Annotated in this window: 13 protein-coding genes; 6 read left to right on the forward strand and 7 right to left on the reverse strand. The window is 70.5% G+C overall.

The features are described from left to right. Positions 1 to 114 precede the first annotated feature (114 nt). Positions 115 to 1236 (reverse strand): hypothetical protein, encoded by a 1122-nt coding sequence (locus ACTWQR_RS12345; RefSeq protein ID WP_443227047.1) that lies wholly within the window; start codon positions 1234 to 1236, stop codon positions 115 to 117. Between the two features lie 215 nt (positions 1237 to 1451). Between ACTWQR_RS12345 and ACTWQR_RS12350 the strand changes: the two genes are divergently transcribed. Beyond that, positions 1452 to 2606 (forward strand): cystathionine gamma-synthase, encoded by a 1155-nt coding sequence (locus tag ACTWQR_RS12350; RefSeq protein WP_443227048.1) that lies wholly within the window; start codon positions 1452 to 1454, stop codon positions 2604 to 2606. A gap of 199 nt (positions 2607 to 2805) precedes the next feature. Here ACTWQR_RS12350 and ACTWQR_RS12355 read toward each other — a convergent pair whose 3' ends face one another. The 3 genes from ACTWQR_RS12355 to ACTWQR_RS12365 all read right to left on the reverse strand — a co-directional run bounded on the left by ACTWQR_RS12355 (position 2806) and on the right by ACTWQR_RS12365 (position 4273). Next, positions 2806 to 3048 carry a hypothetical protein gene (locus tag ACTWQR_RS12355; RefSeq protein ID WP_443227179.1) on the reverse strand — a complete coding sequence of 81 codons (243 nt, stop codon included), beginning with the start codon at positions 3046 to 3048 and terminating at the stop codon, positions 2806 to 2808. Positions 3049 to 3053: 5 nt separating this feature from the next. Continuing rightward, positions 3054 to 3563, reverse strand: a complete 510-nt coding sequence (locus tag ACTWQR_RS12360; RefSeq protein WP_443227049.1) for a sigma factor-like helix-turn-helix DNA-binding protein — start codon at positions 3561 to 3563, stop codon at positions 3054 to 3056. Between the two features lie 209 nt (positions 3564 to 3772). Beyond that, complete coding sequence (locus ACTWQR_RS12365; RefSeq protein ID WP_443227180.1) at positions 3773 to 4273, reverse strand: MarR family winged helix-turn-helix transcriptional regulator; 501 nt, start codon at positions 4271 to 4273, stop codon at positions 3773 to 3775. A gap of 163 nt (positions 4274 to 4436) precedes the next feature. Here ACTWQR_RS12365 and ilvA point away from each other — a divergent pair, with 163 nt between their 5' ends. The 3 genes from ilvA to ACTWQR_RS12380 all read left to right on the forward strand — a co-directional run bounded on the left by ilvA (position 4437) and on the right by ACTWQR_RS12380 (position 7715). Next, positions 4437 to 5666, forward strand: a complete 1230-nt coding sequence (ilvA, locus tag ACTWQR_RS12370) for a threonine ammonia-lyase (protein ID WP_443227050.1) — start codon at positions 4437 to 4439, stop codon at positions 5664 to 5666. Positions 5667 to 5853: 187 nt separating this feature from the next. Beyond that, positions 5854 to 6873: an ATP-binding cassette domain-containing protein gene (locus tag ACTWQR_RS12375; RefSeq protein ID WP_443227051.1), complete on the forward strand. Its 1020-nt coding sequence runs from the start codon at positions 5854 to 5856 to the stop codon at positions 6871 to 6873. Then, the gene (locus tag ACTWQR_RS12380; RefSeq protein ID WP_443227052.1) at positions 6870 to 7715 is read left to right on the forward strand and encodes an ABC transporter permease; all 846 of its coding nucleotides are present in this window, start codon (positions 6870 to 6872) and stop codon (positions 7713 to 7715) included. Before ACTWQR_RS12375 ends, ACTWQR_RS12380 begins: the two co-directional genes overlap by 4 nt. A gap of 136 nt (positions 7716 to 7851) precedes the next feature. Here the strand turns inward: ACTWQR_RS12380 and greA are convergent, their stop codons facing one another. Next, on the reverse strand, positions 7852 to 8349 hold the full coding sequence (gene greA / locus ACTWQR_RS12385) for a transcription elongation factor GreA (protein WP_443227053.1): 498 nt from the start codon (positions 8347 to 8349) through the stop codon (positions 7852 to 7854). Between the two features lie 190 nt (positions 8350 to 8539). Then, positions 8540 to 8932 (reverse strand): DUF4307 domain-containing protein, encoded by a 393-nt coding sequence (locus ACTWQR_RS12390; RefSeq protein WP_443227054.1) that lies wholly within the window; start codon positions 8930 to 8932, stop codon positions 8540 to 8542. 125 nt (positions 8933 to 9057) lie between these two features. On the opposite strand from ACTWQR_RS12390, the gene mca reads away from it, so the two are divergent. Both mca and ACTWQR_RS12400 read left to right on the forward strand, forming a co-directional pair. Beyond that, entirely contained in the window at positions 9058 to 9939 is an 882-nt protein-coding gene (mca, locus tag ACTWQR_RS12395) for a mycothiol conjugate amidase Mca (protein WP_443227055.1), read from the forward strand. Further along, entirely contained in the window at positions 9932 to 10192 is a 261-nt protein-coding gene (locus ACTWQR_RS12400; RefSeq protein ID WP_443227056.1) for a hypothetical protein, read from the forward strand. Before mca ends, ACTWQR_RS12400 begins: the two co-directional genes overlap by 8 nt. A gap of 227 nt (positions 10193 to 10419) precedes the next feature. On the opposite strand, the gene ACTWQR_RS12405 is transcribed toward ACTWQR_RS12400, so the two are convergent. Then, complete coding sequence (locus ACTWQR_RS12405; protein ID WP_443227057.1) at positions 10420 to 13608, reverse strand: tetratricopeptide repeat protein; 3189 nt, start codon at positions 13606 to 13608, stop codon at positions 10420 to 10422. Between the last annotated feature and the right edge of the window lie 74 nt (positions 13609 to 13682).

Here is a 13682-nt window from a genome sequence, read left to right on the forward strand (position 1 = left end):
CTCCTCGGCGCTGGGGTCCGGTGACCAGAACGTTCGAGCCCCGGCCGGCATTCCGGACGCTGTTGGTTCCGGCATTCCGGGCGGGGCTCTCAGTGGGACATCAGTGGCACAGCGTCAGTGGGACAGCGTCGCGGGGCTCCCTCCGTTCGCCTCGTACCCCGCCACCGCCAGTGCCCGGTACACCGCGTAGTCCGCTGCCGGGTCCGGTGTCAGGGTCCACGGCAGGGCGCCCACATGGCCGTCGACATGGACGAGCTGGTTCATCGCCTCGGCCCAGCGCTCGCCGCGGACGAGGAAGAAGATCAGCAGGTGGCGGACGTGGGCCAGCATCGGGTCGTCGGGACGGGCCGCGTGGACCGCGAAGAGCGCGCCGTGGACCGCCTTGGTGACGACCTCGCTCTGGTAGAAGCTCTGGACGAGGTTGACCTCGGGGAGGTGCTCGAAGACCGCGAAGAGGGGCATCGCGGCCAGCAGGGACCCCTGGGGGGCCCGGGCTGCCGCCGCCTCCGCGAACGAGTACGCCATCTCCCGCGAGCCGTGCCACTTCTCGCACCAGTAGTGCAGCGCCGCCAGCTGCGCCCCCATGTGGGCGGGCGCGCGGTCCAGGATCTTCAGCCAGAGCTTCTCGAACTCCGGCTGGGAGTAGGCGAGTCCGCGGGCCACGGAGAGCTCGATGATGTACGGGATCGGGTCACCGGGAGAGAGCAGGGCGGCTTCGCCGCAGGCGGCCCGCGCCTCCTCCATGATGATCCGGAACTCGTCCGTCCCCGGCGTCGACGTACGCCACGCCTGCTGCACCAGGAACTCCGCGTGCACGGCGGCGCCGCCCGCGTCCTTGGGCTTCTCGGTCCGCCACACCCGCAGCCACTGCCCACCGGGGTTCTCGCTCACCCCGCCGGGCCGCTGCTGCAGCTCCAGCGACGCGGCGCCCGCGAAGGCCTGCACGCGCTGCCAGCGCCGCTCGCCTTCCACCTCGGTGCCGGCGAGGAGCTGGGACGCCGCCCGGTAGTCCTGGCCGCGCTGCACCAGGTCAAGGACCTCCAGAAGGTCCTGGTCGGGGCCGGGCATGCGGATGTCCAGCTCCTCCTGGCGCAGGAAGCCGTAGTTCGCCGGGTCGGCGGCGTCCGGGTCGCCGGGGGCGACCTGCTGGATACCACCGGCACGCCTGCGCATCATGATCGGCCCGATGACGAAGCCCAGCATGACCAGCGCCATCAGGACCCAGAGAATCTCCATACCCCAAGCGAACCAGACTGGTCCGACAATTGGCCAACCTGCTGTGGACAAACCCCGGGACGAAGGCCGTGACACTGCCCGGATCGAGGCCCGGATCGAGGCCCGGATCGAAGCCCGGGGCGAAGGCCGTGACACTGCCCGGACCGAAGCCCGGGACATGTGCCCACCGGCGTCCGCCGTCACCAGACCCCGCGAGCGCATTACCCTCGGTGCCCATGAGCGACAGGCACATCAGCCAGCACTTCGAAACCGTGGCGATCCACGCGGGCAACACCGCCGATCCCCTCACCGGCGCGGTCGTCCCGCCGATCTACCAGGTCTCGACCTACAAGCAGGACGGCGTCGGCGGACTGCGCGGCGGCTACGAATACAGCCGCAGCGCCAACCCCACCAGGACGGCCCTGGAGGAGAACCTCGCCGCCCTGGAGGGCGGTCGCCGTGGGCTCGCGTTCGCGTCGGGACTGGCGGCCGAGGACTGCCTGTTGCGTACGCTGCTCAGTCCGGGCGACCACGTGGTCATCCCCAATGACGCGTACGGCGGTACGTTCCGCCTCTTCGCGAAGGTCGTGTCGCGGTGGGGTGTCGAGTGGTCCGTCGCCGACACCAGCGACCTCGCGGCGGTACGGGCCGCCGTCACCCCGAAGACCAAGGCGGTCTGGGTGGAGACCCCCTCCAACCCCCTCCTGGGTATCAGCGACATCGCCGCGCTGTCGCAGGTCGCGCGTGAGGCCGGCGCCAAGCTGGTCGTCGACAACACCTTCGCCAGCCCGTACCTCCAGCAGCCGCTCTCGCTCGGCGCGGACGTCGTCGTCCACTCGCTGACCAAGTACATGGGCGGCCACTCGGACGTCGTCGGCGGCGCGCTCGTCGTCGGTGACCAGGCGCTCGGCGAGGAGCTGGCGTACCACCAGAACGCGATGGGCGCGGTCGCCGGGCCCATGGACTCCTGGCTGGTGCTGCGCGGCATCAAGACGCTCGCCGTCCGCATGGACCGGCACAGCGAGAACGCCACCAAGGTCGCCGAGATGCTCACCCGTCACGCGCGCGTGACGCGCGTCCTGTACCCGGGCCTCCCGGAGCACCCCGGCCACGAGGTCGCCGCCAAGCAGATGAAGGCGTTCGGCGGGATGGTCTCCTTCCAGGTGGAGGGCGGCGAGGAGGCGGCCGTCGAGGTCTGCAACCGCGCCAAGGTGTTCACGCTGGGCGAGTCCCTGGGCGGCGTCGAGTCCCTGATCGAGCACCCGGGGCGCATGACGCACGCGTCCGTGGCCGGTTCGGCGCTCGAGGTGCCCGCCGATCTCGTACGCCTCTCCGTAGGCATCGAAAACGTCGACGATCTCCTCCAGGACCTCGCACAGGCCCTGGGCTGAGCGCTCCACCGGAAGACTCCACCGGAAGAACGGTGATGCTGTATCGACGTGCGGCTCCGCCGCGGGCGCGGGCCTGTGGGGGCTGGTCCCGCCCTGCGGCGGAGCCGCACATGGCACAGCCCCGCGCCCGCTTACGGGGCGCGGTACCGCACCGAACTCGACCAAGGCCGCCCAGACGGCGAAAAGCTCTACCAGAGCCCTACCAGCCCGTGAGCGGTGGAGTCGTCTCCGACGGCGGCTCCACCCACGGTTGGGCGACCGACGCCCACACCACGAAGGCCACGAGCGCCGCGAGCAGCAGCAGCCACATCAGCCGCCGGGCCGCCCTCCTGCGGCGCAGCATCCGTCCGCCCCGCCGCACCACGTCCGTGTACAGATCGGGTGGTACGGGTGGCTGCGGTGTCTCCAGGATCCGGCGGACGTCCGCTTCCTTGCGGCTCATCCCGCTCATGACGGCGCCACCTTCACGATCGCCGGAGCGGGCTCCCGCGGCGGATGCAGCAGCGTCGCCGTGGCGCGGGCACAGATCGCCCGTACGCGCTCCGCGGGCAGCCCCAGCAGGGCCGCCGCCTGCTCCTCGGCCACGCCCTCGTACATGCGCAGGACGAGGATCAGCCTTTCCTGGGGAGTGAGCCGGTCCAGTACGCCGCCGGATTTCGGGCGGCCCCTGGGGTGCGCCCAGCCGAGGCCGCCGTACTGGTGCCAGGCTCCGCGCGCGAAGCGCACGGCCAGATGCTGCCGGGTCCGGTCGTACGGGTCCTCGCCGCGCAGGCGGTCCCAGGAGGCGTACGTGTGGGCGAGGGCCATCGTGAGCAGGCGTCGCGCGCGCGGGTTGTCGTCCGGGGGCTCCGCTGTGAGCAGTGTGGCGGCATGCAGCAGCCGCCCTGCCGCGCCCGCGACGAACGCCTCGAACTCCCGGGCCCGGCGGGCGCTGTGGGACGCCTGCCGCTCTCGCACCGCGCCTCCCGACTGGGGAAAACAGGGCCCCTGGGGGCGTACGGCGAGGACAGCCGCGTACCACAAGGCCCGGTCTCATCTGAGACCTGGCGTGGGCCCCTGGTCAAGAGGGCGGCATGACGCGGTGCCCGTCGGCCGCGGCGGCGGTGTGACGCGGTGTGGGGCGTTTGACGAGGCGCGGGGCGTTGACGAGGTGTGGTGCGGGGCGCTCAGGAGGACGCCGGTGCTTCCACGGGCGGTGACGCGGCCATCCGGGCGGAGAGGGCGACGTTGAAGCGCGTCAGGAGTGTGCAGAACGCCTCGCGCTCCTCGGGTGCCCAGTCCTCGGTCAGCTCAGCCATCAACTGGCGCCTGGAGGACCGTACTTCCTCCAGGCGGGAGAGCCCGCGTGGCGACAGCTGGAGCACCACGGCTCGTCCGTCCTCCGGGTGCGAGGTGCGCTTGACGAGCCCGGTGTCGACGAGGGGGGCCACCTGCCGGGTGACCGTCGAGGAGTCGATGCCCATGCTTGCGGCGAGTGCCTTGACGCCCATCGGCCCCTCCTTGTCGAGGCGGTTGAGCAGCAGGTACGCGGCTCGGTCCATGGAGTTGCGCACCTGGCCGACCCCGCCGAGCCGGGTCTGTTCGGCACGGCGGGCGAACACCGCCACCTCGTGCTGGAGCGCTTCGAGAAGACCGGTGTCACCGACGGTCGTCATGTCCATCGACATTTCAGGTGTTGTGGGCATGGCCGGGGGCTCTATTCATGCGTGGTGGCAGGGTTGGGGGACAGAGTACGCGGACGGGGGGCGGGCCGTACCGGCGCTGCGCAAACCAGTCTCGGACCTTGGTCACGGCCGGTGTGGCGCCGGGTGAGCTGCGAGACTGATGGTCATGAGCTACAGCACGGCTGACTCCTTGCCGCGGGTGACCCTCGACGACGTGCGCGGCGCGCAGAAGATGCTCACGGGTGTGGCGCGGATGACCGCCATGGAGGGCAGCAGACACCTGTCCGGGCTGGTGGGCGCGCCGGTTCACTTCAAGTGCGAGAACCTGCAGCGGACGGGTTCGTTCAAGCTGCGCGGCGCGTACGTGCGTATCGCGGGGCTGCTTCCCGAGGAGCGGGCCGCGGGTGTGGTCGCCGCGAGCGCCGGGAACCACGCGCAGGGCGTCGCCCTGGCCTCCACGCTGCTCGGCGTGCGCTCCACGGTGTTCATGCCCACCGGCGCCCCGCTGCCGAAGATCGCGGCGACGCGGCACTACGGTGCCGAGGTGCGCATGCACGGCACGGTGGTGGACGAGACGCTGGCCGCGGCGCAGGAGTACGCGGCCGAGACGGGCGCCGTGTTCATCCACCCCTTCGACCACCACGACATCATCGCCGGGCAGGGCACGGTCGGTCTGGAGATCCTGGAGCAGTGCCCCGAGGTGCGCACGATCGTCGTCGGGATCGGCGGGGGCGGTCTCGCCGCGGGGATAGCGGTCGCGGTGAAGGCGCTCCGGCCGGATGTACGGATCGTGGGGGTGCAGGCGGCGGGCGCGGCCGCGTATCCGCCCTCGCTGGCGGCCGGGCGCCCCTTGTCGATCGAGAACCCGGCGACGATGGCCGACGGAATCAAGGTCGGGCGGCCCGGTGACGTGCCGTTCGGGATCATCGGCGACCTGGTGGACGAGGTCCGTACGGTCTCCGAGGACGCGCTGTCCAGCGCGCTGCTGCTCTGTCTGGAGCGGGCCAAGCTGGTTGTCGAGCCGGCCGGTGCGAGCCCCGTCGCGGCGCTCCTGAGTGAGCCGAAGGCCTTCGAGGGGCCGGTCGTGGCGGTGCTGTCCGGCGGCAACGTGGACCCGCTGCTGATGCAGCGCATCCTGCGGCACGGTATGGCGGCGGGGGGCCGCTACCTGGCCGTCACGCTGCGGTTGACGGACCGGCCGGGCGCCCTGGCGACGCTTCTGGGGGTGTTGTCAGTGGTGGACGCTAACGTCCTCGATGTGAGCCACGTACGGACCGATCCACGGCTCGGGCTCACTGAAGTGGAGGTCGAACTGCACCTGGAGACGAAGGGGCCGGAGCACTGCGCCGAGGTCAACCTGGCGCTGCGGCAGGCGGGTTACACCGTCATCGACTGAGGTCAGGGCCCTTGTCGTCCGGGGCGGAAAAATCTGTTGAGAAACGCGATACATCGCGTTATGGTGTGTGTCTCGTCAGATGATTGCTGCTGGTCCGCACTGTTTCGTGCTGCTCACCGGCCGTGCAAACCCGGCAAAAGCTAGTCCCACTTCGTAGAATCCCCAACCGATTTTTGGGAGAACTCACATGCCAGGCGCCATCTATGCCGAAGGCCTGGTGAAGACCTTCGGCGATGTAAGGGCTCTGGACGGCGTCGATCTCGATGTCCCCGAGGGCACGGTCCTCGGCCTGCTCGGGCCCAACGGCGCGGGCAAGACCACCGCCGTCCGCTGCCTGACCACACTGCTCCGGCCCGACAGCGGCAAGCTGGTCGTCGCGGGCATCGACGTGCTCAAGCACCCGAACGAGGTGCGGCGCTCGATCGGTCTGTCCGGCCAGTTCGCAGCGGTCGACGAGTACCTGACGGGCCGTGAGAACCTGCACATGGTCGGCCAGCTCTACCAGATGCGGGCGAAGGAGGCGAAAGTGCGCGCGGTCGAGCTGCTCGAGCAGTTCAACCTCACGGACGCCGCCGACCGCCCCGCGAAGACGTACTCCGGCGGTATGCGCCGTCGGCTGGACCTCGCGGCGGCGCTCGTCGTCTCGCCGCCGGTCATGTTCATGGACGAGCCGACGACCGGTCTCGACCCGCGCAACCGCCAGCAGCTGTGGGAGGTCATCAAGACCCTGGTCTCCGGCGGTACGACGCTGCTGCTGACCACCCAGTACCTCGAAGAGGCCGACCACCTCGCGCACGACATCTGCGTCGTCGACCACGGCCGCGTCATAGCCCGGGGTACCGCGGACCAGCTCAAGGCGCAGACCGGCGGGGAACGCGTCGAGGTCGTCGTGCACGAGCGGGAGCACATGGTGACCGCGGCCGAGGTGCTGCGCGGCTTCGGCAAGGGCGAGACCACCGTCGAGGAGCACACCCGCAAGCTCACCGTGCCCGTCACCGGCGGCGCGAAGCTCCTCGCGGAGGTCATCCGTGAGCTGGACACCCGGGGCATCGAGATCGACGACATCGGCCTGCGCCGCCCCACCCTCGACGACGTCTTCCTGTCACTGACGGGACGCCTCGCGGAGGAGAAGGACGAAGAGAACGGCGCCGACGGCGTCGTCGAGGACGCAAAGCCGCACAAGCGCAAGAAGGAGGCCGCCAAGTGAGCGCCGTCACCGAAGCCGGGCGGAGAGTGGCCCCAGGTGGTTTCCTGGGCCAGTCCGTCCGGGACTCCCTGGTCGTCGCCAAGCGCAACCTGATCCGGATGACCCGCATCCCCGAGATGGTGATCTTCGGGCTCATCCAGCCGATCATGTTCGTGGTGATGTTCTCGTACGTGTTCGGCGGCTCCATGAACATCGGGGGCAGCACCGACTCGGGTACGTACCGGGAATTCCTGATGGCCGGAATCTTCGCGCAGACCGTCACCTTCGCCACCGCGGGCGCCGGAGCCGGCATCGCCGACGACATGCACAAGGGCCTCATCGACCGTTTCCGCTCCCTGCCGATGGCACGCGGCGCGGTCCTGACCGGGCGCACGCTCGCCGACCTGGTGCAGACGGCGCTCACGCTGTTCGTGCTGGCCGTCGTCGCCCTGCTGGTCGGCTGGCGTACGCACACCAGCGCGGGCGAGGTGCTCGGAGCCTTCGGGCTGCTGCTCCTGGCCGGGTACGCGTTCACCTGGATCGGTGCGCTGATCGGCCTGTCCGTGCGCACGCCCGAGGCGGCGACCTCCGGCGGACTGATCTGGCTGTTCCCGGTCACGTTCGTCTCGAACGCGTTCGTGGACTCCAGCAGGATGACCCCCTGGCTGCAGCACGTCGCCGACTGGAACCCCTTCAGCGCCACGGTGCAGGCCTGCCGCGAGCTCTTCGGCAACCCGGGAGTCTCACCGTCGGATGCCTGGCCCATGCAGCACCCGGTCTGGGCCTCACTGATCTACTCGGTCCTGATCATCGTCATATTCCGGACGCTGGCAGTGCGCAAGTACCGCTCGGCAACGGCCTGAGGCAGTCCCTGAGGCAGTCCCTGAAGCAGTCCCTGAAGCAGTCCTTGAGGCAGTCCCTGAGGCAGACATGGCGAAGCCCCCGGCGCGCGGTGAGCGCCGGGGGCGGCCGGCCAAGCAGGGCGCCCGTCGGACGGGTTCAGGCCGCGTACGGCTTGGCTTCGAGGACCTTCACGGAGGCGAGCTTGCCGTTCGGCAGCTCGTACTGGGCATCGTCGCCGATCTTCTTGCCGTTCACGCCGGAGCCCAGCGGGGACTGCGGCGAGTATGTCTCGATGTCCGAGCTCGCGTACTCGCGAGAGGCGAGCAGGAACGTCATCGTGTCGTCCTCGTCGCCGTCGAAGGCGATGGTCACGACCATGCCGGGCGCGACCGCACCGTCGGCCGTCGGGGCCTCGCCCACCTTGGCGTTCTCCAGGAGCTGGGTCAGCTGGCGCACACGGAGCTCCTGCTTGCCCTGCTCCTCCTTGGCCGCGTGGTACCCGCCGTTCTCACGGAGGTCGCCCTCCTCGCGCGCGGCCGCGATCTTGGCGGCGATCTCCGTGCGCGCGGGACCAGACAGGTACTCCAGCTCGGCCTTCAGCTGGTTGTACGCCTCCTGGGTCAGCCAGGTGACGTTCTCGCTGGTCTGGGTCACAGGTGCTCCTCGTAGGTACTGGGAATACAAAGCATCGCCCTACCCAGAAGAATGTTCCTTCACAGGTGGGCGAAACCACGAGCCTAACAATTCACGAGCTGAAGGGGGAGGACATAAGCCATCAGAAATACGTTAACGCAGGTCAGCGACCAGACGTCGAGGGTGACGCCCGCCACCGGCGGACGCGGGCTCAGTCGGCGTGGCAGCCGAGGAGTTCGGCGGTCGTGCCGCGGCTCGTCGTGCGGAGCGTGAGGACCTTGTCGATGCGGGTGGCGTCCTGGTCGAAGCGGAAGTCCCTGCGGCCCACCTCGGCGCCGTCCTCGGCCTGTGAGCGGATCGTGCAGTAGCCGCGCGCGCCCTCGTCCTTGCGCACTTCCAGGTGGACCTTCACCGCGGTGTCCGAGGGCTCGAAGGTGATGACCTCGGCGCTGATCTTGTTGCCGCCGACGTAGTAGTAAGCGAAATAGCCGACCAGTGCGATCAGGGCCACTCCCAGCACGGCACCGATGATCTTGAGTTTGCGGTCGGCGCGCTCGTCCGCGGAGCGGCCGTACCGGCCCTCGGGCAGCTGCACCGTACTCATGATCATCCTTTCCGTGGCGGGTGTGCCGGGCCGGGACCGGAATTTTTCGCCCGCCGGTTCGGTCACTATAGAAGCGCCGATCGCGCCGTCCGACACAGGGGCGCCGACTTACTGAGGATTGAGTCTTGACTGACCAGCTACGACTGATGGCCGTCCACGCCCACCCCGACGACGAGTCGTCGAAGGGCGCGGCCACCATGGCGAAGTACGTGTCCGAGGGGGTGGACGTGCTGGTGGTGACCTGCACGGGCGGGGAGCGCGGCTCCATCCTCAATCCAAAACTTCAGGGCGACAAGTACGTCGAGGAGCACATCCACGAGGTACGCAAGAAGGAGATGGACGAGGCCCGCGAGATCCTCGGCATCAAGCAGGAGTGGCTCGGCTTCGTGGACTCGGGCCTGCCCGAGGGTGACCCGCTGCCGCCCCTCCCCGAGGGTTGCTTCGGCCTGGAGGACGTCGACAAGGCGGCGGGCGAGCTGGTCCGCAAGATCCGCTCCTTCCGTCCCCAGGTGATCACCACCTACGACGAGAACGGCGGATACCCGCACCCCGACCACATCATGACCCACAAGATCTCGATGGTGGCGTTCGAGGGCGCGGCGGACACCGAGAAGTACCCGGAGTCCGAGTTCGGCCCGGCCTACCAGCCGCGGAAGCTCTACTACAACCAGGGCTTCAACCGCCCGCGCACCGAGGCGCTGCACGAGGCCCTGCTGTCGCGCGGCCTGGAGTCGCCGTACGGGGACTGGCTGAAGCGCTGGGACGAGTTCCAGCGCACCGAGCGCACGCTGACGACACACGTCCCGTGCGCCGACTTCTTCGAGATCCGCGACAAGGCCCTCATCGCCCACGCCACGCAGATCGACCCCGACGGCGGCTGGTTCACGGTCCCCATGGAGATCCAGAAGGAGGTCTGGCCCACGGAGGAGTACGAGCTGGCGAAGTCGCTCGTCGATACGTCCCTCCCCGAGGACGACCTCTTTGCGGGCATCCGAGACAATGCCTGACATGAGCGCAAGCGCAAGCCTGGCAATGACGCATCTCGTCCCCCTCGCCAAGGAGGTCGACGAGAACAAGGTCACCCCCGGTGTCCTCGGCTTCATCGTCTTCGCGGTGATGGCCCTGGCGGTGTGGGGCCTGATGAAGAGCATGAACCGGCACATGGGGAAGGTCGACTTCCAGGAGACTCCCGAGCAGGGTGCCTCCGACAAGGGGGCCGGTTCCGGTTCCGGGGGGAAGGCTTCGCCCGCGAAGGGCTGAGCCCGACGGCATGGTTTGACGGCACGGCACGGCACGGCACGGCTTGGCGGCGTGATGCCGTACGGCTCGACGGCTCGATCCCGTGACACCCCGGTGTCATGGGATCACCCCCGCCCAGCCGGAATCGCCGGGGACCCCCATGAGCGGGGAAACCCCATCGCCGCATGTGTCACAGCCCCGCGCCCCCTTACGGGGCGCGGTACCGCACCGAACTCAACCAAGGCCGCCTAGATCGCCACTCCCATGATCTCCCTGGCATGCCGATTGGGCACCATCCCAAGCCGCCACGCCTGCCAGCCCGCCTCCAGATCGGCCCCTCGCTCCAACAACAGCTGATACGCCTCGATGTAGTCGTCCAACTTCGCGTCCCGTACCCGATGGCTGGTGCGGGACAGCTGGCTCAGCTCCTCCTGGGCGACGGCCGTGCCCACCTCGATGCCGCCGGGTGAGGCATATGGCAGGAGCGTGCAGCGCAGGAAGCGGGCCCAGTCCTCGCCCCGGCGGTCGCCGTACGAGGCGAACAGGGACGCCGCCTCGTCGCACAGGGAGAGCGCCGGCTGCGTGCGGGCGTTGCCCGCGTCCACCACCGCCAGCTCCAGGCAGGTCCACGCCTCGCCGTGGGCGACGCCGATCCGCTGGAAGTCGGCGCGGGCGTCCACCAGGAGCTGGCGGGCGAAGCCCGAGTTCCGGAGCGAACCGGTCTGCGCGGCGCGTTGGTCGCGCGTGACGCGTGCCGAGTGGTGGCGGGCGCACGCCAAGCCGTACACGTCCCGTATCCGGGAGAACATCGTCCTCGACCGCTCCAGGTCACGGACCGACTGGTCCAGATTGCCCGTCTCCTCCAGGGCCTGGCCCAGGTAGTACACCGTCCACGCCTCGCCGCGCGCGTCCTCGTTGTCGCGGTGGCGGGAGGCCGCCTGGCGGAGGCCGTCCACGGCGGAGGACGGGTCGCCGTCGACCAGGCGGGCGCGGGCGAGCTGGGTGAGGGCCCAGGCCTCGCCCCGGGGGTCACGGGTGCGGCCGTACAGGTTGAGGGCCTCCCGGAGTTCGGACTCGGCTCGCGGCACGTCGCCCATGCGCAGGCCGAGTTGGCCGAGCTGGAAGTGGGCCCAGGCCTCGCCGTGCACGGACTCGCTCTGGCGGTGCAGGACGAGGGCGTTCGTCAGCAGGTCGAGCGCCTCACGCAGCCTCGCCCTGTCCCGTTCCACCGCAGCCAGCGCGTGCATCGTCCAGGCGCGGTCCGCCGCGAGCTCGGGGGAGGCCTGGAGATCCATGGCCTCCTGGAGCTTCGCCGCCGCGTCGACGAGGTTGCCCTGGTGGTGGAGGGTGATGCCCAGGGAGCAGAGCGCCCTCGCGGCGCCAGCGTCGTGGTGCGCCTCGAAGTAGAGGTCCACCACCGTGGCGAGTTGCGTACGCGCCTTGTCCAGCTCGCCGAGCTGGCGGGCCGCGATGCCCGTGCGCCACTGGACCGAGCGCACGAGCAGTCCCTGGTCGACGGCCTGCGTCAACTCGCTGATCTCGCCCAGGCGGTAGAGGTCGCCGCGCAGGAGGCAGTAGTCGCACAGGGCGCCGAGCAGATTCAGCACCGCCGCCTGGTTCACGCCCTCCGCGTGCCGCAGGGCCGCCGTGATGAAGCTCGACTCGTCGTCCAGCCAGCGCAGGGCCGCGTCCAGGGAGGTGAAGCCGTGCGGGCCGAACTGGTCGGCACGGGTGGACGTCTTGCCGTCGACCAGACGGATCACCGAGTCCGCCAGCTCGCCGTAGTTCACGATGAGACGTTCCTGCGCGGCCGTACGCTCGGACGGCTCCTCCTCGTCCAGCAGGCGGGCCTGCGCGAAGGCCCGTACGAGATCGTGCAGGCGGTAGCGGCTGCCGCGGACGTGGTCGATCAGGCCGGCGCGGGAGAGCGCCTCCAGGTGACGGGTCGCCTCCGGCTCGTCCGTCGCGAGCAGGGCGGCCGCCGCGGCCGCGCCCAGCGAGGCGCGGCCCGCCAGGGCCAGCCGCCGCAGCAGCCGCCTCGCCGTGCCCGACTGGTCCGAATAGCGCAGCCACAGCACCCGCTCCACCGGCTCGACCGGGCCGTACGCCGCCAGATCGGTGGCGAGTCGGCGGGGAGTGCGGGGGCCGAGGGAGGAGCCGGCGATGCGCAGCGCCAGCGGAAGGCCGCCGCACAACTCCCTTACGCGATCGGAGGATTCGGCGTCGTACGGGTCCGAGGGGTCCTGCGCGGCCGCGGTCAGGAGCTCCTCCGCGCCCGGTGCGGTGAGCGGCTCGACCGGGAGCTGGTGCACCCAGGCGGGGAGGTCGGCGGGCAGGTCGAGGGGTTTGCGGGCGGTGACCACGACGAGGCTGTCGGAGCGCTCGGGCACCAGGGTCCGTACCTGCTCCACATCGCTCGCGTCGTCCAGCACGATCGTCACCGGGAGGCCGGTCAGATGCTGGTGGTAGAGCTCGGCGAGCCGCCTGACCTGCTGGTCCTGCGAGGAGCGCTCGCGGAACAGGAGCTGCTCGCGGGGCGCTCCGAGCCGGTTGAGCAGGTGGAGCAGCGCGTCGCGGGTGGACAGCGGCGGCTCCTCCGGGCTGTCGCCGCGCAGGTCGACGACGCACGCGCCGCGGAACTGGTCCTTCAGCTCGTGCGCCGCGCGTATCGCGAGCGTGCTGCGGCCCGAGCCCGGCGCGCCGTGCAGGACGACCACCGTGGGCCTGGTCTCCGTGCTCGCGCGGGCCGAGTGCACCCACTGCGCGATCCGCAGCACCTCCTGCCGACGGCCCGCGAACGGCCCCATCGGCTCCGGTAGATGACCGAAGGACTGCTCCAGGACACTTCGCCTGCGGGCCGCCGCGCTCTTGTCCGTGCGCCGCAGCTGGGGTGCCCCCTTCTTCGCTCCGGTGGTCGCGGTCAGCACGCGCTGCTGGTCGAAGAACGGGCGGATGCCGCGCACCTCCAGCGCCGTCAGCCACGCCAGCCGCAGCTGCTCCGGGCCGCCCGGCTGGCCGAGGGCCCCGGCGTGGCGGCTCGCGGCCGGCAGGTGGGACGCCGTCACCTTCGCCACCGTGGTCGCGGCGCCCGCGACGCCGACGACCGCGCCGGCGCCCACCGCCGTGCCCGCGCCGGTGCCCAGCGCCAGGTCCGCGACGCAGGCCGCGACCGCGGCAACGGCCGCCACCAGCAAGGGAGTCCCGGCTCCATCGCGCGCGTACCGCTGGCCGAAGGTCAGCCGGCCCGCCTCCGCCTCGTCCAGCGCCTTGGTGTACGCCTCGTACTCTTCAGCGGCCGTCTGCGCCATGGCGTCCAGCGCGGCCCGTGCCCGCGACAGCAGCACGTTCCCGTCCGCGCGCCCGCCCGACCGCCGGACCTCCTCCTCCGCGGCCCGGGCCAACAGCCGCTCGGCCTCGGCCCGATGGCTGTCCCGCATATCGCGTCCCCCTCCGATGGCAACGGCTTTCCTGGTCGAGTGTCCTGCGGATGGGGTGGGAACGCGAGAGCGTA

The sequence above is a fragment of the Streptomyces sp. 2A115 genome (genome assembly GCF_052245575.1).
In the GTDB taxonomy this organism is placed as follows: Bacteria; Actinomycetota; Actinomycetes; order Streptomycetales; family Streptomycetaceae; genus Streptomyces.